Origin of the sequence: Streptomyces sp. NPDC091972 (assembly GCF_044756385.1) — a bacterium.
Lineage (GTDB): Bacteria > Actinomycetota > Actinomycetes > Streptomycetales > Streptomycetaceae > Streptomyces.
The window spans coordinates 495,450-522,446 of record NZ_JBIVSV010000001.1 but is presented as its reverse complement, the minus strand read 5'-3'; the positions used below and the strand labels follow the sequence as shown (position 1 = coordinate 522,446).

Annotated in this window: 43 protein-coding genes; 1 reads left to right on the top strand and 42 read right to left on the bottom strand. The window is 71.0% G+C overall.

The features are described 5' to 3' along the window. Position 1: 1 nt before the first annotated feature. The 41 genes from ACIQJT_RS02470 to ACIQJT_RS02270 form a co-directional block, all read right to left on the bottom strand. A complete protein-coding gene (locus tag ACIQJT_RS02470) occupies positions 2 to 1,591 on the bottom strand; it encodes a hypothetical protein (RefSeq protein WP_402639220.1) in 1,590 nt (529 codons plus the stop codon). Next, complete coding sequence (locus ACIQJT_RS02465) at positions 1,572 to 1,859, bottom strand: DUF4035 domain-containing protein (protein ID WP_402639218.1); 288 nt, start codon at positions 1,857 to 1,859, stop codon at positions 1,572 to 1,574. The genes ACIQJT_RS02470 and ACIQJT_RS02465 overlap by 20 nt, the downstream gene beginning before the upstream one ends. A 14-nt stretch (positions 1,860 to 1,873) precedes the next feature. Continuing rightward, entirely contained in the window at positions 1,874 to 2,290 is a 417-nt protein-coding gene (locus ACIQJT_RS02460; RefSeq protein ID WP_402639216.1) for a hypothetical protein, read from the bottom strand. 22 nt (positions 2,291 to 2,312) lie between these two features. Next, positions 2,313 to 2,744: a phage tail tube protein gene (locus ACIQJT_RS02455; RefSeq protein ID WP_402639214.1), complete on the bottom strand. Its 432-nt coding sequence runs from the start codon at positions 2,742 to 2,744 to the stop codon at positions 2,313 to 2,315. Between the two features lie 55 nt (positions 2,745 to 2,799). Next, on the bottom strand, positions 2,800 to 3,228 hold the full coding sequence (locus ACIQJT_RS02450; protein ID WP_402639212.1) for a DUF3168 domain-containing protein: 429 nt from the start codon (positions 3,226 to 3,228) through the stop codon (positions 2,800 to 2,802). Then, positions 3,225 to 3,614: an HK97-gp10 family putative phage morphogenesis protein gene (locus tag ACIQJT_RS02445; RefSeq protein WP_402639210.1), complete on the bottom strand. Its 390-nt coding sequence runs from the start codon at positions 3,612 to 3,614 to the stop codon at positions 3,225 to 3,227. Before ACIQJT_RS02445 ends, ACIQJT_RS02450 begins: the two co-directional genes overlap by 4 nt. 4 nt (positions 3,615 to 3,618) lie before the next feature. Next, positions 3,619 to 3,798 carry a hypothetical protein gene (locus ACIQJT_RS02440; protein ID WP_402639206.1) on the bottom strand — a complete coding sequence of 60 codons (180 nt, stop codon included), beginning with the start codon at positions 3,796 to 3,798 and terminating at the stop codon, positions 3,619 to 3,621. Next, positions 3,798 to 4,136, bottom strand: a complete 339-nt coding sequence (locus ACIQJT_RS02435) for a hypothetical protein (protein WP_402639204.1) — start codon at positions 4,134 to 4,136, stop codon at positions 3,798 to 3,800. Before ACIQJT_RS02435 ends, ACIQJT_RS02440 begins: the two co-directional genes overlap by 1 nt. Next, the gene (locus tag ACIQJT_RS02430) at positions 4,129 to 4,482 is read right to left on the bottom strand and encodes a head-tail adaptor protein (RefSeq protein WP_402639202.1); all 354 of its coding nucleotides are present in this window, start codon (positions 4,480 to 4,482) and stop codon (positions 4,129 to 4,131) included. Before ACIQJT_RS02430 ends, ACIQJT_RS02435 begins: the two co-directional genes overlap by 8 nt. After that, on the bottom strand, positions 4,479 to 5,051 hold the full coding sequence (locus ACIQJT_RS02425) for a hypothetical protein (RefSeq protein WP_402639200.1): 573 nt from the start codon (positions 5,049 to 5,051) through the stop codon (positions 4,479 to 4,481). Before ACIQJT_RS02425 ends, ACIQJT_RS02430 begins: the two co-directional genes overlap by 4 nt. Then, on the bottom strand, positions 5,051 to 5,392 hold the full coding sequence (locus tag ACIQJT_RS02420; protein WP_402639199.1) for a hypothetical protein: 342 nt from the start codon (positions 5,390 to 5,392) through the stop codon (positions 5,051 to 5,053). The genes ACIQJT_RS02425 and ACIQJT_RS02420 overlap by 1 nt, the downstream gene beginning before the upstream one ends. 14 nt (positions 5,393 to 5,406) lie before the next feature. Then, positions 5,407 to 5,802 (bottom strand): hypothetical protein, encoded by a 396-nt coding sequence (locus ACIQJT_RS02415; protein ID WP_402639197.1) that lies wholly within the window; start codon positions 5,800 to 5,802, stop codon positions 5,407 to 5,409. 54 nt (positions 5,803 to 5,856) lie between these two features. Next, positions 5,857 to 7,056 carry a phage major capsid protein gene (locus ACIQJT_RS02410; protein WP_402639195.1) on the bottom strand — a complete coding sequence of 400 codons (1,200 nt, stop codon included), beginning with the start codon at positions 7,054 to 7,056 and terminating at the stop codon, positions 5,857 to 5,859. A gap of 58 nt (positions 7,057 to 7,114) precedes the next feature. Then, entirely contained in the window at positions 7,115 to 7,879 is a 765-nt protein-coding gene (locus ACIQJT_RS02405; protein ID WP_402639193.1) for a hypothetical protein, read from the bottom strand. 199 nt (positions 7,880 to 8,078) lie between these two features. Then, positions 8,079 to 10,157: a phage portal protein gene (locus ACIQJT_RS02400; protein ID WP_402639191.1), complete on the bottom strand. Its 2,079-nt coding sequence runs from the start codon at positions 10,155 to 10,157 to the stop codon at positions 8,079 to 8,081. Then, positions 10,157 to 10,357 (bottom strand): hypothetical protein, encoded by a 201-nt coding sequence (locus tag ACIQJT_RS02395; RefSeq protein ID WP_402639189.1) that lies wholly within the window; start codon positions 10,355 to 10,357, stop codon positions 10,157 to 10,159. Before ACIQJT_RS02395 ends, ACIQJT_RS02400 begins: the two co-directional genes overlap by 1 nt. A gap of 13 nt (positions 10,358 to 10,370) precedes the next feature. Further along, positions 10,371 to 12,194 (bottom strand): terminase large subunit, encoded by a 1,824-nt coding sequence (locus ACIQJT_RS02390; RefSeq protein ID WP_402639187.1) that lies wholly within the window; start codon positions 12,192 to 12,194, stop codon positions 10,371 to 10,373. Positions 12,195 to 12,210: 16 nt separating this feature from the next. Next, positions 12,211 to 12,693, bottom strand: a complete 483-nt coding sequence (locus ACIQJT_RS02385; RefSeq protein ID WP_402639185.1) for a phage terminase small subunit P27 family — start codon at positions 12,691 to 12,693, stop codon at positions 12,211 to 12,213. Next, positions 12,686 to 12,919 carry a hypothetical protein gene (locus ACIQJT_RS02380; protein WP_402639183.1) on the bottom strand — a complete coding sequence of 78 codons (234 nt, stop codon included), beginning with the start codon at positions 12,917 to 12,919 and terminating at the stop codon, positions 12,686 to 12,688. The genes ACIQJT_RS02385 and ACIQJT_RS02380 overlap by 8 nt, the downstream gene beginning before the upstream one ends. A 169-nt stretch (positions 12,920 to 13,088) precedes the next feature. Next, complete coding sequence (locus ACIQJT_RS02375) at positions 13,089 to 13,487, bottom strand: holin (RefSeq protein ID WP_402639181.1); 399 nt, start codon at positions 13,485 to 13,487, stop codon at positions 13,089 to 13,091. 213 nt (positions 13,488 to 13,700) lie between these two features. Next, positions 13,701 to 13,940: a MerR family transcriptional regulator gene (locus ACIQJT_RS02370; RefSeq protein WP_402639179.1), complete on the bottom strand. Its 240-nt coding sequence runs from the start codon at positions 13,938 to 13,940 to the stop codon at positions 13,701 to 13,703. 243 nt (positions 13,941 to 14,183) lie between these two features. Next, the gene (locus ACIQJT_RS02365) at positions 14,184 to 14,891 is read right to left on the bottom strand and encodes a hypothetical protein (protein ID WP_402639177.1); all 708 of its coding nucleotides are present in this window, start codon (positions 14,889 to 14,891) and stop codon (positions 14,184 to 14,186) included. Then, positions 14,888 to 15,415, bottom strand: coding sequence for a hypothetical protein (locus ACIQJT_RS02360; protein WP_402639175.1), 528 nt, complete (start codon positions 15,413 to 15,415; stop codon positions 14,888 to 14,890). The genes ACIQJT_RS02365 and ACIQJT_RS02360 overlap by 4 nt, the downstream gene beginning before the upstream one ends. After that, entirely contained in the window at positions 15,412 to 15,774 is a 363-nt protein-coding gene (locus ACIQJT_RS02355; RefSeq protein ID WP_402639173.1) for a hypothetical protein, read from the bottom strand. Before ACIQJT_RS02355 ends, ACIQJT_RS02360 begins: the two co-directional genes overlap by 4 nt. Further along, positions 15,771 to 16,208: a hypothetical protein gene (locus ACIQJT_RS02350; protein WP_402639171.1), complete on the bottom strand. Its 438-nt coding sequence runs from the start codon at positions 16,206 to 16,208 to the stop codon at positions 15,771 to 15,773. The genes ACIQJT_RS02355 and ACIQJT_RS02350 overlap by 4 nt, the downstream gene beginning before the upstream one ends. Positions 16,209 to 16,300: 92 nt before the next feature. Beyond that, positions 16,301 to 16,669, bottom strand: a complete 369-nt coding sequence (locus ACIQJT_RS02345) for a hypothetical protein (protein WP_402639169.1) — start codon at positions 16,667 to 16,669, stop codon at positions 16,301 to 16,303. After that, a complete protein-coding gene (locus ACIQJT_RS02340) occupies positions 16,666 to 17,274 on the bottom strand; it encodes a hypothetical protein (protein WP_402639167.1) in 609 nt (202 codons plus the stop codon). The genes ACIQJT_RS02345 and ACIQJT_RS02340 overlap by 4 nt, the downstream gene beginning before the upstream one ends. Beyond that, positions 17,271 to 17,630, bottom strand: a complete 360-nt coding sequence (locus ACIQJT_RS02335) for a hypothetical protein (RefSeq protein ID WP_402639165.1) — start codon at positions 17,628 to 17,630, stop codon at positions 17,271 to 17,273. Before ACIQJT_RS02335 ends, ACIQJT_RS02340 begins: the two co-directional genes overlap by 4 nt. 24 nt (positions 17,631 to 17,654) lie before the next feature. Continuing rightward, positions 17,655 to 19,034: a MarR family transcriptional regulator gene (locus tag ACIQJT_RS02330; RefSeq protein WP_402639163.1), complete on the bottom strand. Its 1,380-nt coding sequence runs from the start codon at positions 19,032 to 19,034 to the stop codon at positions 17,655 to 17,657. Between the two features lie 6 nt (positions 19,035 to 19,040). Then, positions 19,041 to 19,280, bottom strand: a complete 240-nt coding sequence (locus ACIQJT_RS02325) for a hypothetical protein (protein WP_402639161.1) — start codon at positions 19,278 to 19,280, stop codon at positions 19,041 to 19,043. After that, positions 19,277 to 19,654 (bottom strand): hypothetical protein, encoded by a 378-nt coding sequence (locus ACIQJT_RS02320; protein WP_402639159.1) that lies wholly within the window; start codon positions 19,652 to 19,654, stop codon positions 19,277 to 19,279. Before ACIQJT_RS02320 ends, ACIQJT_RS02325 begins: the two co-directional genes overlap by 4 nt. Continuing rightward, the gene (locus ACIQJT_RS02315; protein WP_402639157.1) at positions 19,651 to 19,881 is read right to left on the bottom strand and encodes a hypothetical protein; all 231 of its coding nucleotides are present in this window, start codon (positions 19,879 to 19,881) and stop codon (positions 19,651 to 19,653) included. The genes ACIQJT_RS02320 and ACIQJT_RS02315 overlap by 4 nt, the downstream gene beginning before the upstream one ends. 169 nt (positions 19,882 to 20,050) lie before the next feature. Continuing rightward, positions 20,051 to 20,665 (bottom strand): helix-turn-helix domain-containing protein, encoded by a 615-nt coding sequence (locus tag ACIQJT_RS02310; RefSeq protein ID WP_402639155.1) that lies wholly within the window; start codon positions 20,663 to 20,665, stop codon positions 20,051 to 20,053. Beyond that, positions 20,662 to 21,066: a hypothetical protein gene (locus ACIQJT_RS02305; RefSeq protein WP_402639154.1), complete on the bottom strand. Its 405-nt coding sequence runs from the start codon at positions 21,064 to 21,066 to the stop codon at positions 20,662 to 20,664. The genes ACIQJT_RS02310 and ACIQJT_RS02305 overlap by 4 nt, the downstream gene beginning before the upstream one ends. Then, entirely contained in the window at positions 21,063 to 21,668 is a 606-nt protein-coding gene (locus tag ACIQJT_RS02300; protein ID WP_402639152.1) for a hypothetical protein, read from the bottom strand. Before ACIQJT_RS02300 ends, ACIQJT_RS02305 begins: the two co-directional genes overlap by 4 nt. An 80-nt stretch (positions 21,669 to 21,748) precedes the next feature. Beyond that, a complete protein-coding gene (locus ACIQJT_RS02295; protein WP_402639150.1) occupies positions 21,749 to 22,135 on the bottom strand; it encodes a hypothetical protein in 387 nt (128 codons plus the stop codon). Beyond that, positions 22,132 to 22,368, bottom strand: a complete 237-nt coding sequence (locus ACIQJT_RS02290) for a hypothetical protein (RefSeq protein WP_402639148.1) — start codon at positions 22,366 to 22,368, stop codon at positions 22,132 to 22,134. The genes ACIQJT_RS02295 and ACIQJT_RS02290 overlap by 4 nt, the downstream gene beginning before the upstream one ends. Further along, positions 22,365 to 22,895 (bottom strand): hypothetical protein, encoded by a 531-nt coding sequence (locus ACIQJT_RS02285; RefSeq protein ID WP_402639146.1) that lies wholly within the window; start codon positions 22,893 to 22,895, stop codon positions 22,365 to 22,367. Before ACIQJT_RS02285 ends, ACIQJT_RS02290 begins: the two co-directional genes overlap by 4 nt. Then, positions 22,892 to 23,560: a hypothetical protein gene (locus ACIQJT_RS02280; RefSeq protein ID WP_402639144.1), complete on the bottom strand. Its 669-nt coding sequence runs from the start codon at positions 23,558 to 23,560 to the stop codon at positions 22,892 to 22,894. Before ACIQJT_RS02280 ends, ACIQJT_RS02285 begins: the two co-directional genes overlap by 4 nt. Next, positions 23,557 to 24,423 (bottom strand): hypothetical protein, encoded by an 867-nt coding sequence (locus ACIQJT_RS02275; RefSeq protein ID WP_402639142.1) that lies wholly within the window; start codon positions 24,421 to 24,423, stop codon positions 23,557 to 23,559. Before ACIQJT_RS02275 ends, ACIQJT_RS02280 begins: the two co-directional genes overlap by 4 nt. A 239-nt stretch (positions 24,424 to 24,662) precedes the next feature. Then, positions 24,663 to 24,899, bottom strand: coding sequence for a helix-turn-helix domain-containing protein (locus ACIQJT_RS02270; protein WP_402639140.1), 237 nt, complete (start codon positions 24,897 to 24,899; stop codon positions 24,663 to 24,665). Between the two features lie 363 nt (positions 24,900 to 25,262). Between ACIQJT_RS02270 and ACIQJT_RS02265 the strand changes: the two genes are divergently transcribed. Further along, positions 25,263 to 25,574, top strand: a complete 312-nt coding sequence (locus ACIQJT_RS02265; protein ID WP_402639138.1) for a hypothetical protein — start codon at positions 25,263 to 25,265, stop codon at positions 25,572 to 25,574. 364 nt (positions 25,575 to 25,938) lie between these two features. Here the strand turns inward: ACIQJT_RS02265 and ACIQJT_RS02260 are convergent, their stop codons facing one another. After that, on the bottom strand, positions 25,939 to 26,919 hold the full coding sequence (locus ACIQJT_RS02260; RefSeq protein ID WP_402640059.1) for a recombinase family protein: 981 nt from the start codon (positions 26,917 to 26,919) through the stop codon (positions 25,939 to 25,941). Positions 26,920 to 26,997: the final 78 nt, after the last annotated feature.

Here is a 26,997-nt window from a genome sequence, read left to right as displayed (position 1 = left end):
GTCATCCTCCCGCGAACACGACGACGTCGCCGCCGGCCCGGTTGCGGACCATGCCCTGGAACCACTCCTGGAACGCTGAGTCGTTGCTGCGCACGTCGAACACCACGGGCTGGCCCCCTCCGCCCCCCTGCATGTCGAGCAGCCCCTGCAACTTGGACAGCGGCAGTACCGTCTCCTGCTCGCGGCCCTCGCCGATCATGGCCAGGGTGGGGCCGGTCGTGACGCCGCCCTCAGCCAGGTAGGGGATGTACGGCACGTAGGAGATATCGACTCCGGGCAGCCGGTTGGCTCCGTAGATCAGGTCGTTGATCGACTGGATGCCGAGGTTGATCAGGTAGATGGCCCCGTTGAGGGCCGCTTTCAGGCCCGCGGTGATGCCGTCCCACATCCCGTTGAAGAACCCACCGATGCGGCGGACCGCCGACAGGACCACACCGGCCACGGTGGACCACATGTTGGAGATCCATCCGGTGATGCCGCCCCAGTTCTTGATGATGATGCCGAGCGGGGTGAAGTTGAAGAAGAGGTATTTGATCCCGTCGATGGCCCGGGAGATCCCGGCGACGATGATGTCCCACTGCGCCTTCAGGTTGTCCCAGATGGCGGAGAAGATCTTGATCGTCCAGGTCTTGATCGTGTCCCAGTTCTTGATGATCAGGACGGCCAGGCCGACGACAGCCGCGATGATCAACGCGATCGGCCAGATGGAGAGCAGCCACGCGGCGGCCATGGTGATCGCGTTCAGGGTGGCGGATGCGGCCATGGAGATCCAGGCGCCCACCCATGCCGCGGCGGTGGCGATGGCCGAGCCCACGGCGGTCGCGGCGGTGGCGACGGTGCCGGCCCCGAACAGCGCGAAGGTGCCGATGAGGCCGAACAGTGCGGTGCCGACCTGCGAGATCACCCCGAGCCAACTGCCCATGACGCCGGCGCCGACCTGGTTGCGCTGGGCCTCGTTGAGGTCGAGCTGGGCGTTGCGGGCGTCGATGGCCGCCTGCTTGCCGTCGACCTGGGCCTGGGCGTAGTCCGCGGTCGCCTGCTTGCCGTCGATCTTGGCCTGCTTGGCGTCCGCATCCGCCTGGGCCAGGTCGATCTGCGCCTGCTGCGCCTCGAGCGAGTCCGGGCCGAACTCCTTGACCGCGTCGTTGTACTCCTTCTGCGCAACCTTCTGGTCGAGCAGGGCCTGCTTGAGGTCGATGCCCGACTGGGTGCCGTCCAACTGCGCCTGGTTCGCATCGATCTGGGACTGCCGCATGTCGACGTTGGCCTGCTTGACGTCGAGGGCGGCCTGGGCGACGTCGTTCTGTGCCCGCGCGAGGTCGTCGGCCCGCTGCTCCCCCGTGTTCCACAGGTCGACGGCGCCGTTGACGATGTCGCCCATGCTGGCGAAGGCGCCCGCGGCCCCGAGGGCTCCGACGCCGACCTTGTCCATGCTGCCGGCGAGGCCACCGGCCTGGCTGTCCGCCTGACCGAGGTCGGCGCCGGTGTCGCCGGCTGCGTCGCCGAGCCTCTCGACGCTGTCGGCTGCGTCGTCGATCGTCGCGGACGTGTTGCCCATGTCCGCGGCGACCTCAATCGTCACGTCGGCCATGCTCTTCACCCCCCATCGACCGGTTGATGGAGCGGATGGTCGCAAGCATTTCCTGCGGCCCCTGCCGTTCGAGCCCGTAGGCCGGGATGAAGTCGTGCACCGCGAACCTCTTGCCCCTGCCGCGGTTGGCGTTGGCGACGGTGGAGGCGATGGTCGCCGCCTGGATGTCGTGGCGGCGCCTGCCGAGCGGACCGGTGATCTTCTCGTAGGCCATCCACTCGGTCAGTTCCGCCGACCCCAGCCGCATGTCGAGGTCGGCGACGGTCATCCCGAGGTGTTCCGCTAGTCGGAATCGGAAGAGCCGCTCGGGTCGGCGTCGGAGTTTCCCTCGGCTTCCTTGACCGCGAACCGGCCCATCCGCGACAGCTCCTGGACCTTGGCCGCCAGTCGCTCGATGACCGCACCGGACTTCGAGCCGAGGGCGCCGGCGGCGATCTCCTTGTTGGAGTACAGCCGCTCGAAGCTCTCGTCGACCATCGACATGCCGACCAGCTTCTCGCGGTACGTCTTGAGCGACTCGACCTTCAGCGACGGGCTCTGGCCGTTAGCGACGACGCTGCCGGCCTCGATGTAGCCGCGGTCGGCGGCGGTGAGCTCCATCAGCCGGACCATCGCGCCCTCTCCCCACTCGGGCACGGGCACGTCCTCCCATGCGCGGTCGACGGCCGAGTTGATCTGAGCTTTCGTCAGCAGTGCCATGGCGCTCCCTCCCTTCCTGTGGTCAGCCGGTCGCGGTCAGGGTCGGCTTGCCGGAGATCTTGAAGGTGCACTTGCGTTCCATCTTGTCGTCGTAGGGGAACTCGTCCCCGAGGTCGGTGATGAGCCCGGAGAACTGCCACGTGTGCTCATCCGTCTTGCCCGGGAGGACGACGACCTGGTAGTCCCTCAGGTCGTCCTCCTCGAAGTCGTCGTCGAGCGCCTGGTGACTCACGTCGCCGGGGTCGTAGTTGATGGTGATCTCGACCTCCCCGCCGTCCTTGAGGCCCTTGACGAACTCCCGGTACTTGTCCGGGCTGTCGTGCGCGGTGACCTCGATGGCCTCGCGCGAGCGGGAGGGGCCGGACACGTCCGAAATGTTGGCGACAGCCACGAAGGTGCCGGCGCCGTTGGAGTCGCGCTTGAGCTGGGTGCCGAATGCGTCAAGACCGGCCATGGTCTCCGCCTTTCTTCAGTAGGTCCGGCGCACGGGCCGGTCGTTGATCGAACGTTTATGCGGGGGCGACCTCGGTGCCGATGCGGAACGTCATCGGCACATGGCGGATGTCGCCCGGGGGCGCGGGGTCCCGCAGCGTCTGCAGGGACACGAACCGCGTCCACCGGTGGACATGGCCCACGATGGTCAGCGGTGTGTGGTCCAGGGCCTGGATCACCCGGGCCGCGATCGTCAGACTCTGGGCGAAGCCGCGGTTCTGGTCCCAGATGTGCAGGGTCTCCAGCACCTCGGAGCCGTACCGGTCGTGGGCGTTGGCGGGGGTCTCCGTCGCCTCACCGATGGTGATGTACGGGTAGGGCTGCTTCTCCTCGACCCAGTCGAAGACGCCCTTGATCAGGTCCATGAGCGGGGCGTCGGCGAGCAGCGCCTCGCGGATGCCGGCCTGGGTGGGCAGTGCCGCCAGGCCGGGAACGGGGGCGCTCACCGGAGAGCCTGCCGTACCTCGTCGGTCAGCCGGGAGGCGTAGCGGCCGCGCTCACGCTGCAGCGCCGGGCCCAGGGTGGGCTGCGCGGCCTGGCGGCGGGTGCCGTACTCGACGAACGCGGCGTAGTAGTCCTGCTGGTCGAACCAGCCGATCTCGGCGATCAGGCCGTCCTCGCGGTAACGGATGTCGACGGTGTCCTTGAGGTGGTGGCTGTCGCGTCCGCTGATGTCGACCGGCACGTTGCGGGCGACGTCCTCGGCAATGGCCTCCGCGGACTTCTGCACGCCCTTGGCGAGCGCCTGCCTGATCTCGTCGGGCAGGTCCTCCAGCCGCCTCTTCAGCCGCGCGATGCCGTTGACGGTGACGCTGGCCCGTCGGCGTGCCATCGGATCACCTCTTCCCCATCTGGCGGCGGATCTGGGCCAGTTCGCCGGCGATCGCCAGCAGCGCGTGTGCGACGGCCAGATCGGCACGCCGAGGCAGGAGACGTTCGGCTTCCTGGCGGTGTTCGAGGGGGTCGCGCGGCAGCGGCGGCCGCGAGTCTTCCGGGTGCGGGTGCAGGCCGTCCATCAGGCGGGCAGTTCGAACGGGCGGACCGTGACCGAGGTGACGGCGCTGTAGGTGATGCTCGCGCGGCCGGTCGAGCCTCTGAAGACGCTGGCCAGCGGGATCACCCCGGCCTTGCCCGCGGCAATGGCGTAGGTGGGGTCGGCGACCGCGAGCCCGGACACGGTGCCCGGAGTGGCGAGGGTGACGGTGATGCTGCCGCCGCTGCCGTTGTTGACGTACAGGAACCGGCGGGGGCCGACCTCCGCGGTGTCCCCTGCCACCGCCGCGGCGGTCGCCTGGGCCGCGAGGTCGAGGATGCCCGAGGCAACAGAGATCTTGGTCGTCGTCAGGTCAGCCATCGGGCTCCCCTTCTCCTTGGATGAGCTGGGCTTGGGCTTTGCGGTAGACGGGCGTGGACGGGGCGACGACGGCGAACACCCGCCACTGTTCGCCCGTGGCCTCGTCGCGCAGCTCGTCGCCGCGGCGTACGTCGGCGGACGGCTGGAGGTAGATGTCGTGGCTGTGGTCGCTGTCCGTCTGCGCGGCCACAAGCCGATCGGACGCGGACGGCTGGTCGACCTTGGCGGCGACCGGTGCGGGCTGAAGGGCCAGGGTGGTGCTCTGCCCGCCGTACCCGTCCGGCGAGGACACCGGCCGCCACACTTCGAGCTTCCTGTTGAGCAGGTGGGTGATCGGGCCGGTCACGACTGCGTCCTGGCCTTGTAGGCGCCCAGCAGCTTGCGGTCGTTGTTGGACAGCTCCATGCCGATGTCGGTGGCCGTGTTGTAGGAGCGGGAGAGGTCCCCGAGGGTCTCCGAGGAGAGGTTGTTCGGGTTGGTCCAGGGCGCCACGCACAGCCGCATCGCGATGCGCTTGAGCGACATGGGGAACGAGGCGAGGCCCGCGGTGACCACGGCCTCGATGGCGCGGTCGCCCTCGGGCCAGCAGGCTCCAATCCGGGTGAGGGTGCCGGCTGCGGACCACGTGTAGTCGTGGTCCGCGCCGAACGTGAGGACCTCGTCGTCACCGTCGTCCTTCAGCAGGGTGACCGAGGTGACCGCGGTGACCGGCCACCGGGGCAGCACCAGCTTGCGGCCACCCGCACCGTCCAGGACGAGCGTGTCGGTGGACAGCTCCAGTGACTGCCCGGTCTCCTCCTCGATGCACGCGCCCGCCAGTTCCAGGAGGAACTCCGCCTGCTCCGTCTCCTCGTCGGTGAACGGGCCGGCGTGCCGGATGAACAGGCGGAACTCCTCGGCGGTCGCGTACGCCATCAGTCGCCGCTCTCCTCTTCACGCCGCTGGAGCTCGGTCGTGATCTTGTCGAGGATCTCGGCCTTCTTCGACGCGTCGCCCAGGTCGATGCCGTTGTCGGCGGCGAAGGCCTTCAGCTGCTCGACGGTCCGCTTCTCCAGCGGCTTGTCGGCGCCGGTGTCCACGGGCTCCTCGGCCTGCGGCGCGGCCGCGGCCAGGTCCTCGTCGGCGAGCACCGCGTAGCCGCCGTCCAGGAGCTCGACGGCCCGTTCCTCGCTGCACTGCCCGGGCACCTCGTACGTCTGGCCGTTCTCCAGCGTGCCGTCCGGATGAGCGGACAGGGTCTTCATGGTGATCCGCATGATGTCCTCTCAGGTCAGGCGGGGAGCTTGCGCGGCTTGCCGCGCACGACGGTGGCCGAGCACAGCAGGGTCGGGGTGGTGCCGCTCGCCGCGGTGATGGCGACGCGCAGATACCGCTTGATGCCGCGGTAGCCGATCTCGACGACCGCGCCGCCGGCGGTGACCGCGGCCGGCTGGCCGCTGTCGAGGTCGGCGGCCGCGACCGCGGTGAAGTTGCTGTTGTCGGTGGACTCCTGCACCTCGAACGTGAAACTCGGGGTGGTGCCGCCGATGGCGCCCAGGTCGAGGACGACGGTCGCGGCGTCGAAGCCGGCGAGGTCGACGCCCGATCCGTTGGCCGCGGCCGTCCTGGACGCGGGGGCCAGGGACTGGGCCACGCTGATGTGGCTCTTCAGGTCGGTCCTGCTCATGGGGTTCCTTCCGGAGGATCGTTCCGTCGGGGGGCTACGGGCGCGGCCCGTAGGTCAGGACACAGCGGCCTTGAGGCGGACGAACGGCTCCGCCAGGGTGGGCATGCCGTCGGTCTCCAGGCGGCCGATGAACCCGACCTGGTTGGTCTCGGCGTACAGCTCAACCAGGCGCTGGATGTCCATGGCGAGGGAGTCGGCGATCCAGTAGTACGAGAAGTCGCCGATCATGCCGACGTAGTTGCCGTTGGTGAACGTGTTCGGCACGAACTCGTTCACCTCGTAGGGCACTTCGAGGATGACGTCCGGGCGGTCCGCGGCCAGGCCGGCCTGCCAGACGTACTGGTCGTTGGCGTCCTTGAGCTTGCGCACGATCCGGATCGCGTCGCGGTGGAACAGCCAGCGGGCGCGGCTCCAGTACTGGCTCTTGAGCGTGTACTTGGCGTCGATCAGGCCGTCGGCGGTGATACCGGTGGCGCTGCCGGTGGCGACGTCCCGGGAGGTGGGGATGCCGTCGTTGGAGGCGGTGAACAGGCCCAGCGGCTTCTTGTTGCCGTCGCCCGTCATGAAGGCCTTCTCCTCCGAGACGGCGAACTTGTACTCCATCCGCGCCCGGACGATGGACTCCGGGTCCAGCGCCGCGCGGCGCAGCAGGGTGCGGGAGACCTTCACCCGCTTGGCGAGCGGGTTGGGGCGCAGCTCCCGCTTGCCGAAGCGCAGGGCGTCGTCCTGGCTGCCGGTGGCGACCTCGGACGTCCAGTCGGCGTCGTTGAGGTCGGTGTCCAGGGTCGGCACGCCGAGGGACTCGGCGCTCGTGAGCTGCTGCACGGTCGCCAGGCGGCGGATCGCCACCATGTCGTCCATGTTCTTCAGCAACTGCTGCACGAACTGCTGCGGCGCCATCAGGAACCCGCCCTCGGGGTCCGAGCCCATGTTGAGGGCGCGCACCTGCTGCTCGCTGAGCGCGGCGCGCCCGTTGAGCAGGTAGGTGCGGAACGCCTTGAGCTGCGCGTCACCGGTGCCGCGCTGGTCCTCGGGGAGGTCGTCGATGTCGTCGCGGGTGTCGTCGACCAGGCGCTCGGCCCGCTCGATCGTCTCGTCGATGGCGTCGCGCTCGCCCATGATCCGGTCGAACTTCTCGTTCTCCTCGGCCGTCATGGAGCGGGAGGCCTTGGTGGCCTCCTCCATGATCGCCTGGGCTTCCTGGCCGAGCTGGGTCCGCTTCTGCTTCAGCGAGCGGATCGCGAGAGTGGTCATGCTTCCGTCCCCTCAGGGTGTTGGGTTGTGCCGCCCGTCGGTGCGGGGGCGGAAAATCTCAGGCCGAGATTCCGGCCAGGCGCAGGGCGCGGCCGTACATCTCGGGGTCGATGCCGCGGCCGTCGTCGCTGGTGTCGTCGCTGCCTGCGGCGTCGAGGAGCTCGGACAGTGCGTCGACGGCGTTCTGCACGAGCTGTTTGTTCTTCTTCGACAGCACTGCGCCCGCGCGCAGGGCGCCGATGTCGAGGGCGCCGAGCTGCTCCATGACGGCCTGGGCGAACGCGTCGGCGGCCGGGCCGCGCTGGTCGAGGCCGAGTGCCCGGGCCAGCGCCAGCTGTCCGTCGCGGCCGTCGGCGACGAGCGCGTTGGGGTCCATGGGCAGCGGCACCGCCGAGACCTCGTACAGCTCCCACGACTTGACGGTGCCGTCGTCGGCGATGTCGTGGACGTCGAAGCCGATGGAGAACGCGTTCATGAAGCGGCCGCGGTACTTGCGCTCGATGTCCCGGGCGAACTCGTCGCCCTGGTCGAAGACGACGTCCATGAGCAGCTGGTCGCCGTCGACCCGGACGTCCTCGCCGCGGCCCTTGGGCAGGCCTTCGCGGCCCCAGTACGAATGCCCGTAGCCGATGACGGGGTTGGCGCTGAAGCGCTCCAGATCCACCCCGTCCATCACGAGGTTCAGGCCGTCGGCCTTGCGGCCGGCCGTGGCAGCCACGATGGGCAGCGGCTTGCCCATGTCCTTCTCCGCGTCGCCGGCGTCGTCGGCGCGCTTCACGAAGCCGCGTGTGTAGTGGCGGCCGCGCAGATCCTTCACCTTCATCGGTTCCTCCCGGGGTCTCGTATCTGCCGGTCGCGCGGCGACCTTGGCTCCTGGCGTTGTTCCGGCCCCGCGGGCACGAAGCGGGCATCCATGCGGTGGCAGGAGTCCTCACGCCTCAGGTGCCACCAGGCGCCGGAGGGCCCGCGTTCTGCGGCGGCGAGACATCCCGCGCAGTGGCCCTGCTCGATCTCGGGTTCGCTCATACGACGGGCACCACCTGACAGTTGCAGCCCGGGTGAACGGGCGGGTGGAAGGTGTTGCGCTTGGCGACGAGCTGCTCGCCGTCCTCGTCGCCGTCGACCTCGTCGCCCTTGCCGATGAACGGCGTTTCGATCTCGGTCGTACGGCCGTCGAGCTTCGTGCAGTACGGGCAGTTCTTCGACCCTTGCGTGACCCACTTCAGCGTGGTGACGCCGGCGGCCTTCCACGTCTCGCGGGCGGCCGCATTCGAGAGCTGACTGCCCTCCCAGCGGGCCGTCTGCTCGGGCCGCTCCTCCTGCCACTTGGTGAAGCGGTCGACGATCGCCTGCGCAACCTGGTCGCTCTCACTGTCCTCGGCGATCTTCCGCAACTGCCCGTAGGACGACGCGAGCCGGTAGGCGACGTGGGCGACGACGTACGCGCGCGCCCACACCGACAGGTCGATGTCGTCCTCATGCCCGACCTCGTCGGCGGCCTCGATGGCGACGTCTGCGGCGAAGGCCGTGAACAGCGGCAGCCACAATGCCGACATCCGCTCGCCGATCGGGCCGTCCTCGGCGTACAGCCGGCCGAGGCCCTGGAGGAACCCGGCGACCGAACGGACGCGGCGGGGCCGCTCGCCGTCAGCGGGGTGTGAGAACGAGCGGTCGCCGTCCTCGGCCACGGGCAGGTCCTTGGCGACGAGCTCGCCGACCTTCTCGGCCTCGAGGTCCGCGATCTCCTGGTCGGCGTCGGCGATCTTCGACTCCCAGGCGGCGGCGATGTTCGCCCGGGCCCGCCAGGAGCGGCGGCCGCCGCGCAGCATCCGGGCCAGCCGTACGACGGACCGCTCGGGGGCGCCGGCGCTGCTGCTGCCGGCGGGCACCATGTTGAGCGGGACGAGGTACTCGTCGCCGCCGTCGATGGCGTTGAGGTTCTCCCGCTCGCGGATGTCGTTGGCGGACAGCCAGCCCCACTGGCGGCCGATCGCGTAGGCCGCGTAGCGGGCCGCGGTGTCGCCGCGCAGGAGTCCGTCGACCAGGTGCTCGGGGTAGAAGCGGGCGCGTTCCTCGGGCAGTAGGAGCTGCGTGACGATGGCCTGTTCCCAGCGGACCAGCCAGGACGCCAGGGCCATGGACACGTAGTCGAGCTGCTGCTGCTCGATGTTGCTGAAGGTGGCCCGGTCGAGGTCGCCGATCATGTGCGGGGGCAGGCGCAGCCAGCGGGACATGTCGGTGACCTGGAGCTTGCGGGTCTCCAGGAACTGGTTCGCGTCGTTGGGCAGGCCGGCCTGCGTCCAGGTGACGCCCTCTTCCAGGATGGCCATCAGGCCCGCCCGGTTGATGCCGCGGTGGTAGGCCTCCCAGTCCGCCCGCATCCGCTTGCGGGCCTCCTCGGAGACCACGTCGGGGTGGGTGAGGAAACCGCCCGGGGCGGAGCTGTTGTCGAACGTCTTCGCGCCGTAGTGCTCGGTCGCCAGCCCCAGCCCGATGGAGTTCGCGGCGAGCTCGACGATGGAGTGGCCGCCGAACCCGTTGTCGCCGACGCCGGGCACGAACAGGACCTCGCCTGGGGCGAGGTTGGCATAGATGCCGTTGACGTCGTCGAGGTACTGGTACCAGCGCTCGAAGCGGCCCTTGCCCATACGCCGGCACTTGACGTGCAGCCGGTCCGGGCGCAGCGGCCACAGCTCCTCGATGACGCCGGTGCGTTCGTGGGTGACGACGTACGCGGCGCCGCGGCCCCAGTTCATCGCGTGACCGGTCAGGGCCTCCCGGAACGACAGGGCGCCCATCATGTCGTTGGGGGCGTCGTGCAGCAGGGTGTACAGCGGGTGGGTGGTGGCGCGCTGCTTGCCGCGGGCCAGGCGCTCGTACATGAACAGCGGCAGGCCGCCGACGTCCTCGGAGATGACGCGTACGCCGGCGAAGTACGGCGCGTACATCATCGCCGTCTCCTGGTCGACGCGGACGCCGGAGCTGTTCTCCATGCCGCCGGTGAACCAGTCGACAATCCACTTCTCCGGGGTGGCGATCCCCGACAGCGGACCGGACTTGGCGTGTGCGACGGCGGCCGTCGCGGATCGCAGGATCCCCATCAGCGCTCACCGCCCTTGCCCGCGACCGCTTCGGCGAGTTGTGCGCGCGCCTCCTGGCGGTGCTCGGCCAGGGCTCCGCACACCGCGACGGTGAAGAGCAGCAGGCCGGCCACGGCGACGCCGAGCCAGGGCGCCAGCAGGCCCAGTCCGCCCCCGAGCAGCAGCAGTCCCACCAGGCCGAACACGTCCCAGCGATCCACGCTCGCCCTCCCTTCAGCCGAGCATTCCGCGGCTCTCGTAGACGGATTTCTTGGGCAGGCCGCGCATCGAGCCGTCGAGGCCGAACAGCAGCGCGGGGATCCCGTCGATGCGCTTGCCGGTCTTCTCGCGGTCCGGCTTCACCGGCCGCTGGCGGTCCGGGTCGTCGCGCGGGGACTTCTTCTCGACGGTGTCGGCCATCCACCGGGCGACGGGGTTGCCGAAGTGCTGCAGCTCGTCGTCCTTGGACTTCAGCCGGCGCATGAGCTCTGCCATGGGCGGCGTCATCCGCAGGTAGGTGGTGTCCGACTCGACCATGGTCAGCCGGGTGCGCTTGACAATCTCCTGCCGTACCGGCTCGCCGGACCACTTGTCGTACGTGATGTCGACGATGCGGAACTCCTTGTGGTCCGCGGTGATGTCGTCGTAGATCCGGTCGTAGTCGATCGTGTCGCCCTCGGTCGCGGTGATCCAGCCGTCCCGGACCCACTCGGCGAACTTGCCGCCGGTGTGCTCGGCGAGCTGCGGCACGACCGACTCGGGGATCCAGAACCGCCACAGCACCTCGCCGCCGGGGAAGACGAGCGCGAACGCGGTCAGGTCGAGCTTGCTGGACAGGTCCAGTCCGCCCCAGCAGCGCTGGCCGCGCAGCTTGCCGCGGATCCAGTCCGGGGTGGGGGCGACCTCGCCGGTACGGGCGTTCCACAGGTCCATGGAGATCCACCGGGTGACCTGCGAGACACGCTGGTTGAGGCGGAACTGGCGGAACCCGTTCTCCTTGGACAGGTCCGTGCGGGCCTCGCTGGCGTCCTCGCGCAGCGCCTGGACAGACAGGAAGCTGCCCAGGGCGGGGTTGGGCCAGTACCAGTTCGCCTCGTCCCATGGATCCAGCGAGACGGGCAGTTCGGGGCGGGCGGGGAACAGCCGCCACAGCCGTTCCAGCTCGTCGACGTTGCGCGGCATCTTCCGCACGAACGCGAAGTGGTGCGGGGAGCGGGCCGGGTCTTCCATGACCCGGTCGGCCTCGTCGATGAACTCGGCGCCGAAGCTGACCTGGTCGGTGGTCTCGGTGGTGATCGCCAGCATGAGGGGCTGCGTGCGCGCGCCGGCGCCGGTGACCATCGCCTTCCACAGCGTGTCGTCGGGCTGGCTGAGGACCTCGTCGAGGATGAAGCAGTGCGGCGAGTGGCCGAGCTCGTTGTCGGCGTCGGACGGGATGGCCTCGTAGTGGCTGCTCGTCTTCTCGTCGACCAGGCGGCGGATGTTCTTGATGTGCGTCAGCCGGCCCGCGAGGATCGGCGACTTGCGGACCATCTTGACCGCGGGCTCGAACACCTTCCCGGCCTGGCGGGTGTTGGCGGCCGCGCAGTAGACCTCAGCGGACTCCTCGCCGTCCCCGACGAGCATGTACAGCGCGATGCCCGACAGCAGCGCGGACTTGCCGTTCTTGCGGGCCATGACGATCGTCGCGCGGGTGTAGCGGCGGACGTAGCGGCCCCACTGCTCCGACCAGTGCACTTCGCCGAACAGGGGCCGGATGATCTCGTGTTCCTGCCACGGTGCGAGCACGAAGCGGGTGTTGGCGAGCGCGCCGGCGGGATGGATGAGCAGCTCGGCGAAGAACTTGACGACCTTGTCGGCGCGCGGCTCGCAGTAGTGCGCGCCGCGCTTGCTGCACGTCTTGCCGTCGAGGGTGTACCCGCACGTCCCGCCGCGCCGGCTGCTCGGCCGCCAGCGCTTGTTGTGGTCGACCTTGAGGACGCGCCGCCGGGTCGTACGCCCGGGGCGGGTGGCGGCCTTGCTGCGGGCGGGGCGCCGGGTCGTCGCGGCCGGGGACATGGCACCCTCCCGAGGGTCAGGACAGCAGCCGCTCCGGCCCCTGCCCGCTGCCCTCGCTCGGGATCCGCAGCCCGGCCCGGTCGGACGGGGTCAGCCCGAAGCGGGCCCCGTATCTCTGGACCTGGGCGTCGGCGGCGTCGAGGGCGAGGAGCCAGGGATTCTTCGCGCGCCGTGTGCCGGTGAGCTCGCCGTTCTTGTTGAAGACGTTCAGCTCGACGACGGCGCCCTCCTCGTCGACGTGCTCGGCGGCGTCCCGCCGGCGGGCGACCGCGTCGCACCAGTTCGCGAAGGCCTCGACGTCCCACGGGGTCAGGACGCGCTTGGCCTCGAGTTCGGGGGCGTAGGTGTCCCAGATCTCCAGGGCCTGGTCGCCGAGCCAGTCGGGCGGTGCGACCTCGCCGGCGTCGGGCTGCGGCTCGTCGGTGTTGATCCGGTCCTTGCGATCGCCGTGCAGAACGCGCAGTGCGGTGGGTTTCCCGGCGGGCCCGCGCTTACCCACGGCGCGTCTCCGCGCCCGCGGGGTAGGCCAGGTTCGGCGTCCGGGTGGTGACCTCGGCGTTCGGCACGAGGGCGTCGAGCTCGGCGGAGAACAGGCACATGCCTGGGCGCGTGCATGCGTCGGCGGCCGCGGCCCGGGTGGTGAAGACGCCGGCGAACTCCCAGTCGTCAGCCCAGCCGTCGGCGGCGAAGCGCTTCACTTCGGCGACGATCCACACCTGGCTCACGAGCACCTCCATGATCAACTCAGCGGGCGATTGCCGGTCACGTTCGGTTACGGCGGCGGCCCCGGTACGGCGGTTCCCGTTACCTGTCAGCGCGAGAGGGTCCTCCCCCCCGCGTTCCGCGGTCCCCAGGAGCCAGGGATCCGGGGCCCCCTCCCCCTCACCCTCCGTGTCAGAACGGCGGGGTGTCGTTCCAGCCGGCGGGCTGGTGCTTGCCGGTCTCCTTGGAGTGGCAGGGGTGGCACAGGCCGCGGCCGTGCCGGGGGTCGTGCTCGTCCCAGTCCCGTGCCTGCAGCTCGCGCTTGGACAGCGGCCAGTGGTCGGCATGCTCGCTCGGGGCACCGCACGGCACGCCATGGCCATGGCCCTGCTCGGTGCACACGCACGTCGGGTCCCGGGCGAGGACGCCGGCGCGGAATCGCTGGCGGTGCTCGGCGCCGTAGCCCTGGGCCGTGGCTGAGGGGCGGTCGCGGCGTGAGCGGGCCAGGCAGTCGGCGCACTTGGCTGAGCCTCGTACGGGCGTGCCCGGACATGCGCCTGTGCTGCAGGGGCGGGGTGCGCGGGTGGGCATGTGCCTCACCTCCCCAGGGGTGGGGGTGCTGACCGGGTGTCAGGTCACCCGGTCAGCCTCTCCCCTCCACCCGGCCCTGGGTGGTCATGAGTGCGGGGCCGCCGGAGCCTCGCCGATCCGTGATGGCCTTGCCCGGCAGCAAGCCGTACGGCGCGCCATCCAACGGATCGGGAGGGTCGGACGCGGCCCCGCACGATCGTGGGGCGGGGGCGGTCAGGGGGCGCTGGCCAGGATGAGGGCGCGGGTGCGGGTCTTGTACTCGGCTTGGGCGAGGTCGGGCAGGGCGTAGAGGGGGGGGCCGCGTTCGTCGAGGCCGCAGGCGGTGAGGTGGCCTCGGGTGACCCACTGGCGGATGGTGCAGGGCTTGACCGCGGCTGCGCCGCCTGAGAGGGCGCGGCGCCAGCGGGTGGCGAGCTGGGCGGCCTCGGGGGTGGTGTAGGTGGGGGTGTCCATGTGTCACCCCCCACTGTCCGTTCATGGCAGCAGCCCCGGGCCTGGCTGGCCTGGGGCTGCTGCGGTGCAAGGCTTCCGTGCGGTGTTGTCCTGGGCGCGGACACACGGGTGCCGCTGGCAGGAGTGTGACGCTAAGTCGCGATCTTGTCCAGCAGGAACACACCGGCCCGCCACGACGGGGGTTGTGTGGCGGGCCGGTGGACACCATGTGAAGGCAGGCGCCACAGGGAGTGTGGCACGGGTTCAGGCGGCGGGTGGGTCGGCGGCCTGGTGGGCGGCGAGGGTCGCGGCGGCGTGCTGTTCGTAAGCCTCGGGTTCCATCCGGTGACCGCAGAAGGAACAGACGATCTCCCACTGCCCGTCGGTGCGTTGAAGCGCGCACCTGCCGCACGTGGGGCAGGCGGCGGTCATCTCGTGCTGGTGCGGAATGGCGTGGGTGATGTCGCGGATGCGGTGGACGAGGCTCTCCAGGGCGCGGTGGAACTCGGCGGCGACCGGGAGCGTGAGGGCGAACGGAAGGTAGGCGGTGAGCCAGGTGCACCAGCCGGTGATGGTCTCGCCGCGCACGGGCCAGGCCTGCTCGCAGGGGCCGGTGTGGGCGGTGCCGTGGGGGTCTCGGTAGGCGGAGGGGTAGTGGTAGGCGATGTGGCCGGCCCAGGCGCCGAGGACGGCGGCGATGGGTGCGGTGCCGTCGTCGTCGGGGCCGATGGGGTCGTAGCGGCCGGGGCCGAGGAGGACCAGGACGCGGAGGTCGACGGGGACGGGGGCGGTGGCGCGGCCGGTGCCGCCGAGGCGGCCCTCGGCGAGGCGGCCGGCGGGCGCGAGGAAATCGGCCAGGAGGCGTGCCTGGTGCGGGAGTTCGGCGAGCCAGCCGCGGATGTCGGCGGCGTGCAGCGGGCACAGGTGCTGGCCGTCCGGGGCGCTGCGCGGGCAGAGGGGGCAGCCGGTCATCGCTGGAGTCCTTGGAGCTGGCTGAAGATCTGGTCGATGTCTCCTGGGGTGAGGGCTGGGTGCTCGCCGAGGACGTAGCGGAGGCGGACATCGATCTGTGCGGCAGTGGCGGCTTCAGTCCAGTGGCGTGCCATCTGGCGCGCTTCGTCGGGGGTGAGGTCGCCCTTCATGGAGCCGCGGCCGACGCGGACGATGGGCAGACCGGTCTTGGCTCCGGCGACGGCCTCGATGCGCAGCGCGACCTTGTCCTGCGGTGCGGGGCGCCCTGCGCGGATGTCCAGGAGCATGTGGCCGGCGGTGTTGAGGTCGACCTTGAGGGAGTGGCGGCACCAGTCGAGGAACGCGATGTCGGTCTCGGCGTGTGCGGCAGCGGCCGTGAGGTCGCGGGCCGTGTTCAGGGTGACCTCGGGGGTCAGGAGCGCCTCGACCGGGCCCCAGCGCAGCAGGCACGCGGCTTTGCGGGTGTCCGGGTCGATGGTCGAGCGGATGTATGCGCCGTGTTCGTCGGTCGGAGGCCGGGTCACTGGGGCACCTCCTCGGCGCGTGCCTGGGTCCGGCGTCGGTCGATGGCCTCGATCCAGAGGACACCGACGGCGACGGCCTGGACGAGTTCGGCGCGCAGCTTGGCGGGGTCGTTCTCGGCGAGGGCTTCGCAGACCTCCTCGCCGAAGACGTCGCGGTAGGTGAGGATGCCCTGGTCGGCGTGGAGTTGGCAGGTGGCCCGGGCTGCGTCGGCGAGCTCGCGGGCGGGCCAGCCGGGCAGGAGCTCGATGGTGGGCCCGGTGCCGTCGGGGTGGTTCTGTTCGCCCCAGCGTTCGTCTTGGCGGGCGCGTTCGGCGAGGACCTCGCGCAGCACGCGGTGGGTGGTGTTCGGGTTGTTCACGGCTGGGTCTCGTTCCTGCCGCAGGTGTGTTCGCGGCCGCCGGTGCGGAAGGCGGCTTCACAGCAGTCGCGTTGCTGCGCGTGGATGTCTCTGAGGGCGGCGAGGCTGGCGTCGGTGTGGTGGGTGACGGCGGCCAGGAAGGCCTTCAGTGCGTCTTCGCCTTCGCGGTGAAGGATCTGGGCCTGGACGGAGCCGAAGAGGTCGGCGAGGTTGCAGCGGCCCATGACGGTGTCGATGCGCTGGTGCGCTTCGCCCTCGGTTTGGGACATGGGCCGTCCGAAGAGGATGACGAAGAAGCCGGGGTCCTTGTGTCCGCATTTGACGGCTGGGCTGAGGCGGGTGCCGGACTGGCAGACGGCGAACGGGTCGTCGCTGGTGATGTAGTCGAACTGTTTGCTCATGATCGTTCTTTCCGGCCGGTGTGATGCGGCCATGTGTACTGGCGGGTAGGGGTGGTGTCCCTCGCGCGCGTGCGCCTGCGGTTACCGCGCGCGCGTTCGCAGGCGCGTGCGCGCGCGAGGGCGGTCTATCGGGCGGGGCGCCGGCGGCGGCGGTCGCGGAGGTCGCGGAGGGTCTCGTGGCCGAGGAAGGCGGCGGCGAGTACGCCGATGCCGGCCCAGGCCCACTCGGTGCGGATGGCGGCCGCGATGGCGGAGGCGGCGGTGGCCAGGGTGATGAGGGCGGTCGTGGTGATGGTGCGGAGGCTGGGCACGGGGGTCCTTGGGGTGTCGCTGGCGATGGTGTAGCCGTGGCCGTTCAGGTGGTCGAGGACGGCTTCGGCGGCCTGGGTGTGGTAGATCGGTTCGCCGGGGGGTGTGGTGAGCCAGTGGTCGTCGAGGGCGTGGGCGATGGCCTCGGCGGGGGTGCAGTCGCGGCGCGCGGGGCTGTGGGTCACGGCGTGTCTCCGGGGCTTGGTTCGTGTGCCTGGTCGGTGCGGGTGCGGTCGTCGGAGAGGTGGCGGCCGCGGCGTTGGTACCTGGCGCGTTCGGGCGGGAGGGGGATGGAGCGTTCGTGCAGGACGCGGGTGACGCGGGCTGAGCTGACGTGGAGGTGGGCGCGGATGTAGGCGTTGGTGTGGCCGGCGGTGAGGAGCTCGGCGATCTGGTCGTCGAGTGCCTGGCGGTCGAGGGCGAGTGCTGGGCGGGGGCCTTTCGGGCCGGGGCGGCCGGGCGGGACGGGGATGTTCAGGGCGCGGCGGATGTCGGTGACGGTGCCGGCGCCGATGCCGCATGCGTCGGCGATCTGCTGGTGGGTGAATCCGGCGCGGAGCATGGCGGCGGCGCGGGGGTGGCGTTGTTCGGTGAGGGTGGCGCGTTCGGTGTCGGTGAGGGGGCGGGAGCCTGCGCGGCCGGAGGGCACGGGAATGCCGAGGGTGGCGCGGACGCGGCGGACGGTGTTGTTGCCGACGCCGAGCTCGCGGGTGATCTGGGTGTAGGTGGCGCCGGCGCGGAGCATGGCGGCGATCTGCTGGTCTCGTTCCGCGGGGCTGGTGGTGGTCATCGTTGCCGCCAGGGGGTGGGGCGTACGCCGGTGCGGGCGCGGCCGGTGGTGCGGCGGGCGCGGGTGGCGCGGGCGCGGAGGGCGGCGGGGCAGGTGAGGCTGGCGATGTGGGGGCGGCGCAGGACTTCGCGCTGTTCGACGGCGGGGCGGGCCTTGGAGAGCTGGCGGGCCCAGTACAGGCCCTGGGTGTCGACGCGTACGGCCTGGTTGCCGGTGGGGTCGGCCTCGGGTTCCACGGCAATCGTGCGTCTGTTCGAGTCGGTGAGGCAGTACAGGACGCGGGCGTGGCAGTCGGGGCAGGTGCCGTAGCCGTTGGGGGCGGGCGGGCGCGGTATCGGGTAGGGCGTCGAGGGCATCGCAGGAGGGGTCCTCTCAGTGGTTCAGGCGCAGGTGCGGCACAGGCCGTCGGGGAAGGGCTGTCGGCTGGGTTTCTGGCACTGGGTGCACTCGTGCCAGGCGCTATGCGGGGGGTGGTCGCCGCGGGCACGGTCGGCTTCCAACTCTCTGCAGGCCTTGCACGGCATGCCGGTGTAGGCGAGGAAGCCCCAGTGGCAGCCGGGGCGCCCGCAGCGGGAGCGGACGGGCAGGACGGCGCCGAGGAGCCAGCGGCCGGGATCGCGGATGTCCTCGGCGGGTGTCCACTGGCGCAGGCGGGTGATCTGGTCGCGGATGTCCTCGGCCCAGAACCCGGAGTCGAGTTGGCGTCCGATCTCGCGGGCGATGCGCCGCAGCGCGAAGCTGCTGACGTGGGGCAGGAGATCCCTGACGGGGGCCAGGACGGCCCAGACACGCGGGGAGACGAGCAGCGGGCCTGTGGCGTACGCCGGGGGCGCAGCGGGGCGCACACGGCCCCGCAGGGAGGCCGGAACGACCTGGCCGCGAGGGTCCCTGGAGCGACCGGAGCGACGACCGACACCGTCACCCGCAGCGTTACCGCCGGTATCCACAGGCGGGCGACCACTTACGGTCACCTCGCCTACGGCGGAAGAACCACGCTCCTGCGTGCTTCTCCCGTCAGTCAATCCAGTGTCTTCCTTAGACGCGAGGGATCCGCCATCCGTGCACGCTCCCGATCCGCCATCTGTGTGCGGTGGCGGGGGCTTGTCAGGCACCGCTTGCAGGGGGCGGTCGTGGACCTCGAACTCGTTGCGGCCGTGGGCGCCGGTGCGGCGGTGGACGGTGATCCAGCCGAGGCGCTCCAGTTCGTTGGTCATGCGGCGCGCGGAGTACTCGCAGACGCCCAGCAGGGCGGCCAGCTCGGCCATGGTGACCGGGGTGCGCGTGGCGACGGCGTAGGCGATCGCGCAGTACAGGACGAACAGCCGGTGGCGCAGCGTCTTGGCGGCCAGCACCGGCACATAGGCGAAGTGCTCGTCACGTGCGAGGGCGCGGGTGTAGCGCTCGGCGGTCTCGCCGTCGCCGGCGGCGTCGGTGTGGCGGATGGTGGTCAGTTCGGGGATGCCGTCGGGGCCGGGTGCGTGCAGCTCGGCGAGGTAGCGCTCCCCGGAGCGCTTGCTGTCGCCCATCCACCCGGCCAGCACCGCGACGGAGGCGCGGCAGTGTTCGGGGCGGCACTGCAGGGCGGTGATCTGGGCGTGCCAGGCCACCGCGCCCGGGCTGTAACGGCCACTGCCCCATACCCGCTTGGGCACCTTGACCTTCTGCCGCAGCCACGACGGCTCGTCCTGCCCGCGCGCAGCACCACCGGCCCCGCCACGGCTGTGGCGGGGCTCGGGGGCGAGCTCGCGGGAGTGGGTCACGGTGTCCTAGCTGGAGTCGTCGGCGACCTCGTCGCCGCCGGGAACGGTGTAGGTGGCGCCGCACGGGCCGGTGCGGATGCCGGGGAAGATGTGGCGGTGGTAGGCGCCGCAGCCGCCGGGGCCGTCGCAGTGCACGGCGTACTCGGTGCGGCCCTGGGTGCGGATCGGGGCGACCGCGGCGGCCGCGGGTCCGCCGTAGGCGGGCGGATCGTCCGGGAGCAGCGCTAACTGCTGCTCGCCGTTCACTGGGGCACCTCGCCCGTACTGGGGAGCTCGCCGCGCGCCCGGGCGGGCGGCATGGTCAGCGTGATCGGCCGTACGCGGCCCGCGTTCTGGGGATCGCGGTCCGGGCGCCAGATGAATCCCGCCTTCTCCAGCGCGCGCAGGTTGTTGCGCACGCGCTCCGGGCCCAGACCGGTGCGCACGGACAGGCGGCCGGAGTGCTGCACGCCGTTGGCCGGGAGGTGTCCGTCAAGGCCGGCGTAGTGGGCGAGCGTGAGCGCGATCTGCCGGACAGGGGGGTGGAAGGAGGCATGCAGTACCGCGTCCTCCCAGGCGTGCCGGTCGTACGGCGTGCGCCGGGCCTCGGCCACGGAGGGCTGGGTGTCTCTGGAGTTCATGGGGTTCTCCGGGTATTGGGGCCCGGGCAGTGCCGGGCGTGTTCGGGGACCGTGGTGGAGGTGAAGTCGATGACGTCGGCGACGCCGACCGCCTCGAGTTCGCAGCCCCACCGGCAGGTGAAGCGGGCCACCGGGAGGCGCAGCCACTTGTCGCGGTGGGTGCTGTAGTGGCCGCAGTCGACGTGCAGGCCGAAGAACGCCGCGGCGGGCGCCCACCGACCCGACACGGCCGCTACCGCCCGGGCACGGGGCCGGAGCAGGCGAGGACCGCCCACAGCAGCAGGAGGGACAGGCCCAGCCACAGCCGGTACATCACGACCACCTCGGCTTTCGTACGTGCGTTCGGGAGGTCCGGCCGCCCCTGGGGGATGGAGGGGACGGGGCGGCCGGACCGGCTCAGGGCCCCGAGGCGGGGGCGGGACGCCGCAGGCCTGCCGGGGGTGGGCCCACCGTCACGTCCAGGGCGACGAAGGGATCACCGGGGCGCAGACGACCGGCCCGTACGGCCTGCTCGTGGCCGAACCGAAGGACCGCTACCGCCTTGGCAACCAGCACCTCGGGACTCAGCCCTGTCGCTTCCAGGACGGCCAGGTCGCGACGCAGCGCCGGCGAGCGCGACAGGTCGATCACCAGCTCCTCGCCCGACCGGATCCGCCGGGGCAGACGTGGCGGCGCAGCGTCGGCCACCAGGTCGGCCGCGGCCGAACCGGCCGGTGGACGATCCTCGGCCACCCGTCGGCCGGCCTCGTCCACCTGATCGGTGCCGGTCTCGGCCACCACGTCATCTCCCTCACTGACCTGCGGCGCAGAATCGGCCACCGGCCCATCCGGTGCCTCGGCCGGTGGACGAATGTCGGCCGCTTCGCGGTCGAGCGCTTCCAGGTCGCGGGTCACGGTGTCCCGCGAGATACCCAGCCGGTCGGCCATCTGCCGCAGACTCAGGTCCGGTTCGGCCGCCCGCAGATCGGCCACCCGGCGGCGGCGCAGTGCCCGCGCCGACGCCGGCGTCACCGCGCCACCCCCGAGTCAGGAGTGCCGACGATCTCGTAGGTGGCGCTCTCGGAGTCGGGCACGTGCCCGGGCGGCGGCCCGCATCGGCAGTCCTCGTATCCGGCGCCCTGCCCGATCGCGCACGCGCAGTAGATCGGGCCGAGGGGGCCGTCGAGGGTCTGGCCGTAGCAGTGGTCGCACTCGCCCGGCTTCCATTCGTCGTCGCCCGGGCACTCACACCCGCAGACGCAGCCCTGGCCGCACGAGCACTGGCACATGCCCTCGCCGCACGGCTCCAGGTCGTCGTAGTCGAGGTCCTCCGGGTCCACGGGGGCGTCATCACGCGCGTTCGCGGCGAGCTCCTGAGCCGTCATCGCCGCGACGGCCTGAGCGCCCTCGTCGTACGCCATGTCCTCGCTCATCGGACACCGCCGATGTGGACGGGGCGGCCGTCGCGGATGATCGTCAGCCGGTGCGGGCCGGCCTCGTACCAGGCCACGTACAGCGGGTCCTGGACAGAGTTGGTGGCGAAGAACCCCACCGACTCCTCGGCCTGGTCGTCTGCGAGCGGGCAGGTATGGGCGAGCAACTGCGTGCTGAACCAGCCGTCGTCGAGCTCGGTGATCAGGTACGTCTCGCCGAACGGCGGCATCTCTCCGGCCTGTTCGTAGTGGACGTGCAGGAGGTCGCCGGATTGAGCCGGGTACCAGGGCGCGGAGGCGAGCTCGGTGCCGGCGTCCATGAGGGCGGCGATCTCGCCCTCGATGCCGGACTGGCGTCGGGCGGTGGCGGCCCGGGCGAGCGGGCTTTCCGCCACGGTGACGTCGGGGCGCCCGTAGAGGCGGGTGTGGACGTGCACGGCGAGCTCGTGGACGTCGGACACCCACACGTTTCCGGCGGCTCCGGTGTCCAGGCTCGCGCCGAAGGCGCGGCCCCAGATCCGCTGGCACGAGCGGCGGTTGCCGCCCGGGCCGGTCGCGAGGGCGTCGGTGATGATCTGCAGCTCGACGGAGCGGCGCATCATGGATTCCTTCAGTGGTTGGTGCCCGGGCGGGCGCGACGGTTGTCAGGGCACGTCACGCCCGCCCGGGAGTTCGGGTGAGGTCAGGTACGCGTGGCGGCCGCGGTGAGGCCGGAGCCGGTGTGGCGGATCCAGGGCACGGCGAGCGCATCGAGGCGGGTGCCGGGGTTGATGCGGCCCAGCACTCGGCTGCACTGGCAGATGCCGACCAGGTCACCGCCCCGGTCCTCGACGACCAGGGCGTGACCGGCGGCCGCGCTGCCGGCCATCGCCGCGGCCGTGGACGCATCGGCCTGGGCCAGCGCGAGGTCGATGGCCTCGGCCAACTGCGGCACGCTCGCCTCCCACTCCACGACCGTCGTGCCGGAGCCCAGGCCTTGGACCATCGGTCCGCGCAACTCGTGCGCGAGCAGCGGACGCTCAAGCACCGGGCGGCGCAGGACGGCGGCGATCGCCTCGGTACGGGTCATCGGACGACGTCCTTTGCTGCCAACTGGCGTCGACGTGCCCGGGCGGCCCGGGCCTGGCGGGCGCGGAACAACTCGCCCCGGCTCCACGGCGGCGGCGCTGGCCAGGCCCGTACGGGCTGCACCACGCGTGGCACCTCGCGGCGCTCGGCCAGCGCGTCGATGACGCCGGCGACCACCCACAGCACGAGTGCGGCGCCCGACGCGATGCTGATGAGCCACACGGCGGCGTTCACGACTCACCCCCCAGGACCGCGAGGGCATCGAGGGCCACATCGAGGCCGCGGGCGTGCTCCCAGCGGGCCGCGCCCTCGGGTGGCAGGTAGCGCATGCCGATGCCGTGGACGGCTCCCTCGAGGACCGCATCGGTCAGCAGGGCGGGCGCGGCCAGGTCGTCGACGTCCAGGACGACCAGGTCGTCACCGAAGAGCAGGCTCCAGCCGGTCAGGTGCGACCACTGCAGCACCATCCCGGCCTCGTGCGGGGCGGCCAGGTCCTCGTGCCCGGGCAGCCACTCGGCCCGCAGGAACAGTTCCCTCGGCCCCTCGCCGTAGGGGCCCTCGGCGCGCACGCCGGCCGCCATCACGTCCGGGGCCAGCCCCGCCAGCGTCAGCTCCGCGTGCAGCGCGTCGCCGTAGGGCAGGTGCGGGAACGGCTGGGCCGGGTGAACGCCGCCGGCGGACGACTGGCTGCCGTCGCCGGTGTCCTTCCCGATGCCCTCGACGGTGGCGGCCACGGCCGCGCTCTCCTCGATGGCCCTCACACTGCACCACCGGCCAGCACCTGGTGTTCAACGACGCGTGCACCGACCCACCTGGCGGCCGCCTTGACCGTGCGCAGTGGCGCACCACCGTCGCCCCGGCCGTCGTTGCGGTGCGCCCAGCGGATCTGCTGCCCGTAGCCGAACGGGCCCTCGGGGTCGGGCACGGCGAGCGCCGTCCACACGATGCCGCCGAGCTTGCCGCGGCCCTGGGTGAGCTGACCGACGATGACGTCCTCGGTGACCCGCTTGACGCCCATCCGTGTGACGACGAAGTCGTGCGGCTCCTCCGACAGGGCGCGCCCGAAGTCCAGCCACGCCTGCCCGGGCCACAGCAGCAGGCCGGCCGCCTGACGCGGCGCCAGGCCGTAGCCGAGGTGCCTGGAACTCGTGATCGAGGTGCCGGTGTCCTCGGTGTGCTCACCGGTGACCAACTGCGCGGCCCCGCACGACAGGCACACGATCCGCACCGTGACCTTGGTGAAGAAGGTGCCGTGCGCGCAGTACTCGTCCGGGCACGCGTGCTTCGCCGGCGGCTCGCCGAACCCGCCGCCGTAGCGGGCCGCGTGCTCGTCACGTCGAACGGCGACGTCCCACGACGGACGCTTGCAGCCGTCGTAGTGCTCGGGCCTGTCCCAGCCGAGGTAGGTGTCGAGAGCCGATATCACAGGTCACCGCCGAGCTCGGCCTGGCGCTCGTCCTCGCGCTGCTCGTGGCCGGCGCGGGCGAGCGCGGCGAACACGCACATGTCGCTGCAGTACCAGCGCGGCCCCTGGTTGAGGGAGGCGATCTCCAGGCGGGACCAACCGAACAGGTCCGACACCTCGGCGTCGGCGCCCTCGCCGCAGCCGGGCGTCTCGCACGGGGCGTTGATGTCGCAGACCTGGAGGCCGAGGAGCGTTGCGAGTTTCTCGCGCTGCTCGTCGTCGAGGACGAGAGCGGCGCTCCCGCCGCGGGCGGTCGTGCACGGCACAACCGTCCGTCCGGTGAGCCTGCCGTCGGAGAGTTCGACTCCCTGTTCCGGGGCCCACGTGATGGCGAGTGGAGCGCCGGTGGGCGGTGTGCCGTCGGCGGCCGTAAGGACCTCGCGGACCGTCAGGAGGTCGGTGTCCGGGCGGCCCTCGCAGAGTTGGCCGATCGCCCGCCACCGCAGGCGGAGCCAGTCGAGGGCCTCGCGGTCCTGCTCGGCGAGCGCGAGCTCGGCGCGGTCCTCGGCCCGGGCCAGCTCGTAGGCGTCGGTCGCGATCGTCGCGGCGGTCTCCGGGTCGAACAGGATCCCGGCGGCCGCCTCGGCCTGGGCGATGTCCTCGGCCGTCGCCGACCCATCGGCCATCGCCTTCCGGATCACGCCGGTCGCGAGCTGTACGGAGGACGTCGACGCCGGCGCTTCCTGCTCGGCCGGTCCGGCAGGGGCCGGGATCGCGACGCCGTATGCGGCGTACGCGTCACGCTCGGCCTCGGCCATCGGCCGCTGCGCGGGCGGGGCCTCGGGTGGCAGAGCCCCGGGCGGAGTCTGGGATGATGCGGACAAGGTGATCCACTCCTAAAGGACGTGGGGGTGGTGATCCCGAGGGGTCGCGATCGGGGTCCAGCCCGGCGCGGCCCCGTTCTTGTGTGGTCAGGCGGCTGGACGCTGCGCCGTGCGACGCACCTCAGCGCGACTGCGACGCAGGCCCGGGAGGAGAGCACGCAAGCGGTCGATGTCCTCAGGCGGCAGAAGCGGCGCAGCGTCCACCAGCCGACGGATCGACTCCCGCCGCTCCTCCCGCGTCACGCGGCACTCTCCGCGGAACTTGACTCGGGCGGCATCAGGTCAGCGATCTGGCAGTCCAAGACGTCCGCAAGGCGCTTCAGGACGGGGGCAGAGGCGCTGCAAGTGCCCTTCTCCAGCAGCGACATGTAGGACTGCGAGATCCCAGCCTTGGTGGCGAGCGCCCCCTGGGTCAGGCCTGCTTCGATGCGCTTTCGGCGCACCACAAGGGGGTCCTGGTTTGGCAAGGACTTCATGAGTCGAGACTAGAACAGGCTGAAGCTCACTGCAATGCACTGATACCAGCGACATCAGTAGGCATCAGTCACTCAAAGCGACATTCACCCTCTGACCTGCACTGATATTCGCTAAAGTTCAGTGAAGTGCAGTGAAGCTCAGTGATTGGAGGCCAGGGCGTGAGTCCTGCCAGCGAGTTGCAGCCACCCCCAGAGGGGGTGCTCATCCGACTTGCACGCCAAGCCCGCGGACTGAGCCCCGAAGCTGCGGCCGAGCAAACGCAGATCCAAATCGGCGGGGGCCGATGGCGGCAGATCGAGAGTGGCTACGAGCGCAAGCGCCCACCGAAGCGCGCCTATGCACCCGACCTCACGCTTGCGCACATGGCACGCACTGTCGGAGTGACCCCCGATCGACTCCAAGAAGCCGGCCGGGCCGAGGCGGCCGAAATCCTGCGCGAGATCCTGCGCAGCGATTCCGAGGCATCAACGGAACGCCCAACACTCACTCAGGAGCTGGAACTGGCGGGGCGACTGATGGCGGCCCAGGTACGGGAATTGGGTCTCTCCCCGGACGAGGCCGAGGAGGCCTGGGAACGAGCCCGGGCGCAGATCATTCGCACCCATAGAGCAGGCCCGACCGGGGAACGCGAAGACGGAATGGAGGGACCGCGCGGACGCCGCAGCGTTGGGTAACGGTTGAATCACGAACTGTGCATATATGCTAGATCGTGATCGCTTCAGAACGCACAGTAGTCACCTCCCCCCACATATGCCCCATACACACATAGGGGAGGTGATCGGGGTGAATGTTGGTCAAGTGGTTGCGGCGATGGCAGCCGGATCCCTGCTGACCATGGCGGCCATACCTGTCCTGTTATTGCACGTGGTGCAGCGTCGGCGAGAACGTGATCGCAGGGTCATGGAGGCGACGGACGCGGTACTCGCAGGCGTAGAAACGTTCCGGCAACAGGCTGTGAACGCCTCGCCTGGGCCGCCGGTCGCGGAAGAGGAAGTTGTGCACGCCAAGAGGCACCTACGGCTGGTCCATCGCCGCGTGTCACGGCAGCCAAGTGACGGAGGCCATCGCCGATGTGCGGAAGCTGATGCGGCCGGCGATGGACTGATTTGGTCCGGTGCGCGGAGCAGGCCTGATGAAGGTCTTACCGAGACCGCGTTCGCTGAGAACGATGCGCACGAGCTCACGGCGCGCGGCGACCGGTGCGGCCTCCCAGGCATCCCAGACGTCGCGTCCGGGTTGGATGAACCTCAGGATCGTGGGTGGGAGGGTGAGTTCTCGCTCGATTCCCTCCAGGAGCTGCACCTCAGCCCGTTTCGCCTCCAGTGAGCGGCCCAGGATCTCCACCGCGGCGAGCGTGGTGGGCGTCGCGTGTTCCATCTTCGCCAGCTCCGCGCGTTCCTCGGCGAGCCGGGCCTGCACGTCTCGCAGCTCGTCAGCGTCCGCCTCCGGCGCGGCGAGCAGCTCGTGAAGGTCGGGGCGGGCCAGGTAGGCCATCATGGCGCCTGGCTCCTCGCGGGTGCCGATGAGGTAGTCGTCGACGAGTTCCTTCTGGATCGTGGTGCAGCCGCCGGCCTTGCACTTGTACGAGGGCTTCCTGGTCTTGGAGTTGGCCGCGTCGACGCGGAACAGGCTGCCGCACCGGTCGCAGTGCAGGCCGGCCGTCAGTTCATGCCTGGCGCCGCCACCCCGGTAGGTCGCGCGGCCTGGGGCGAACAGGATGCGCTGGACGTTCCAGAACCTGACGACGGGCACGATCGCGTCCCAGGTGCCGTCGTAGACCGTGCCCTTGTGGACGCGCAGGCCTGCGTAGGAGTGCCGCTCGGCCATGTCCCGCAGGTGGGCGTGCGTGAACGGGCGGCCGGAGCGGTTGGTGTAACCGCGCTTGGCGAACCGGGCCGCGATCACGGAGACAGGGACGCCGGCCTCCAGCATCCGGAAGAGCTCCTTCGGGACGATCGACCGCAGGGGGTCTTCCACCCAGTTCTGGAGCTTGCCGGTCTGAGGGTCGTAGACCGGCATCAGGCCGTACGGTGCCTCGCCGTACGGCCTGCCCTTGCGGGCCTGGTTGGCAGCGGTGCGGCTGACGCGCTTGTGGGT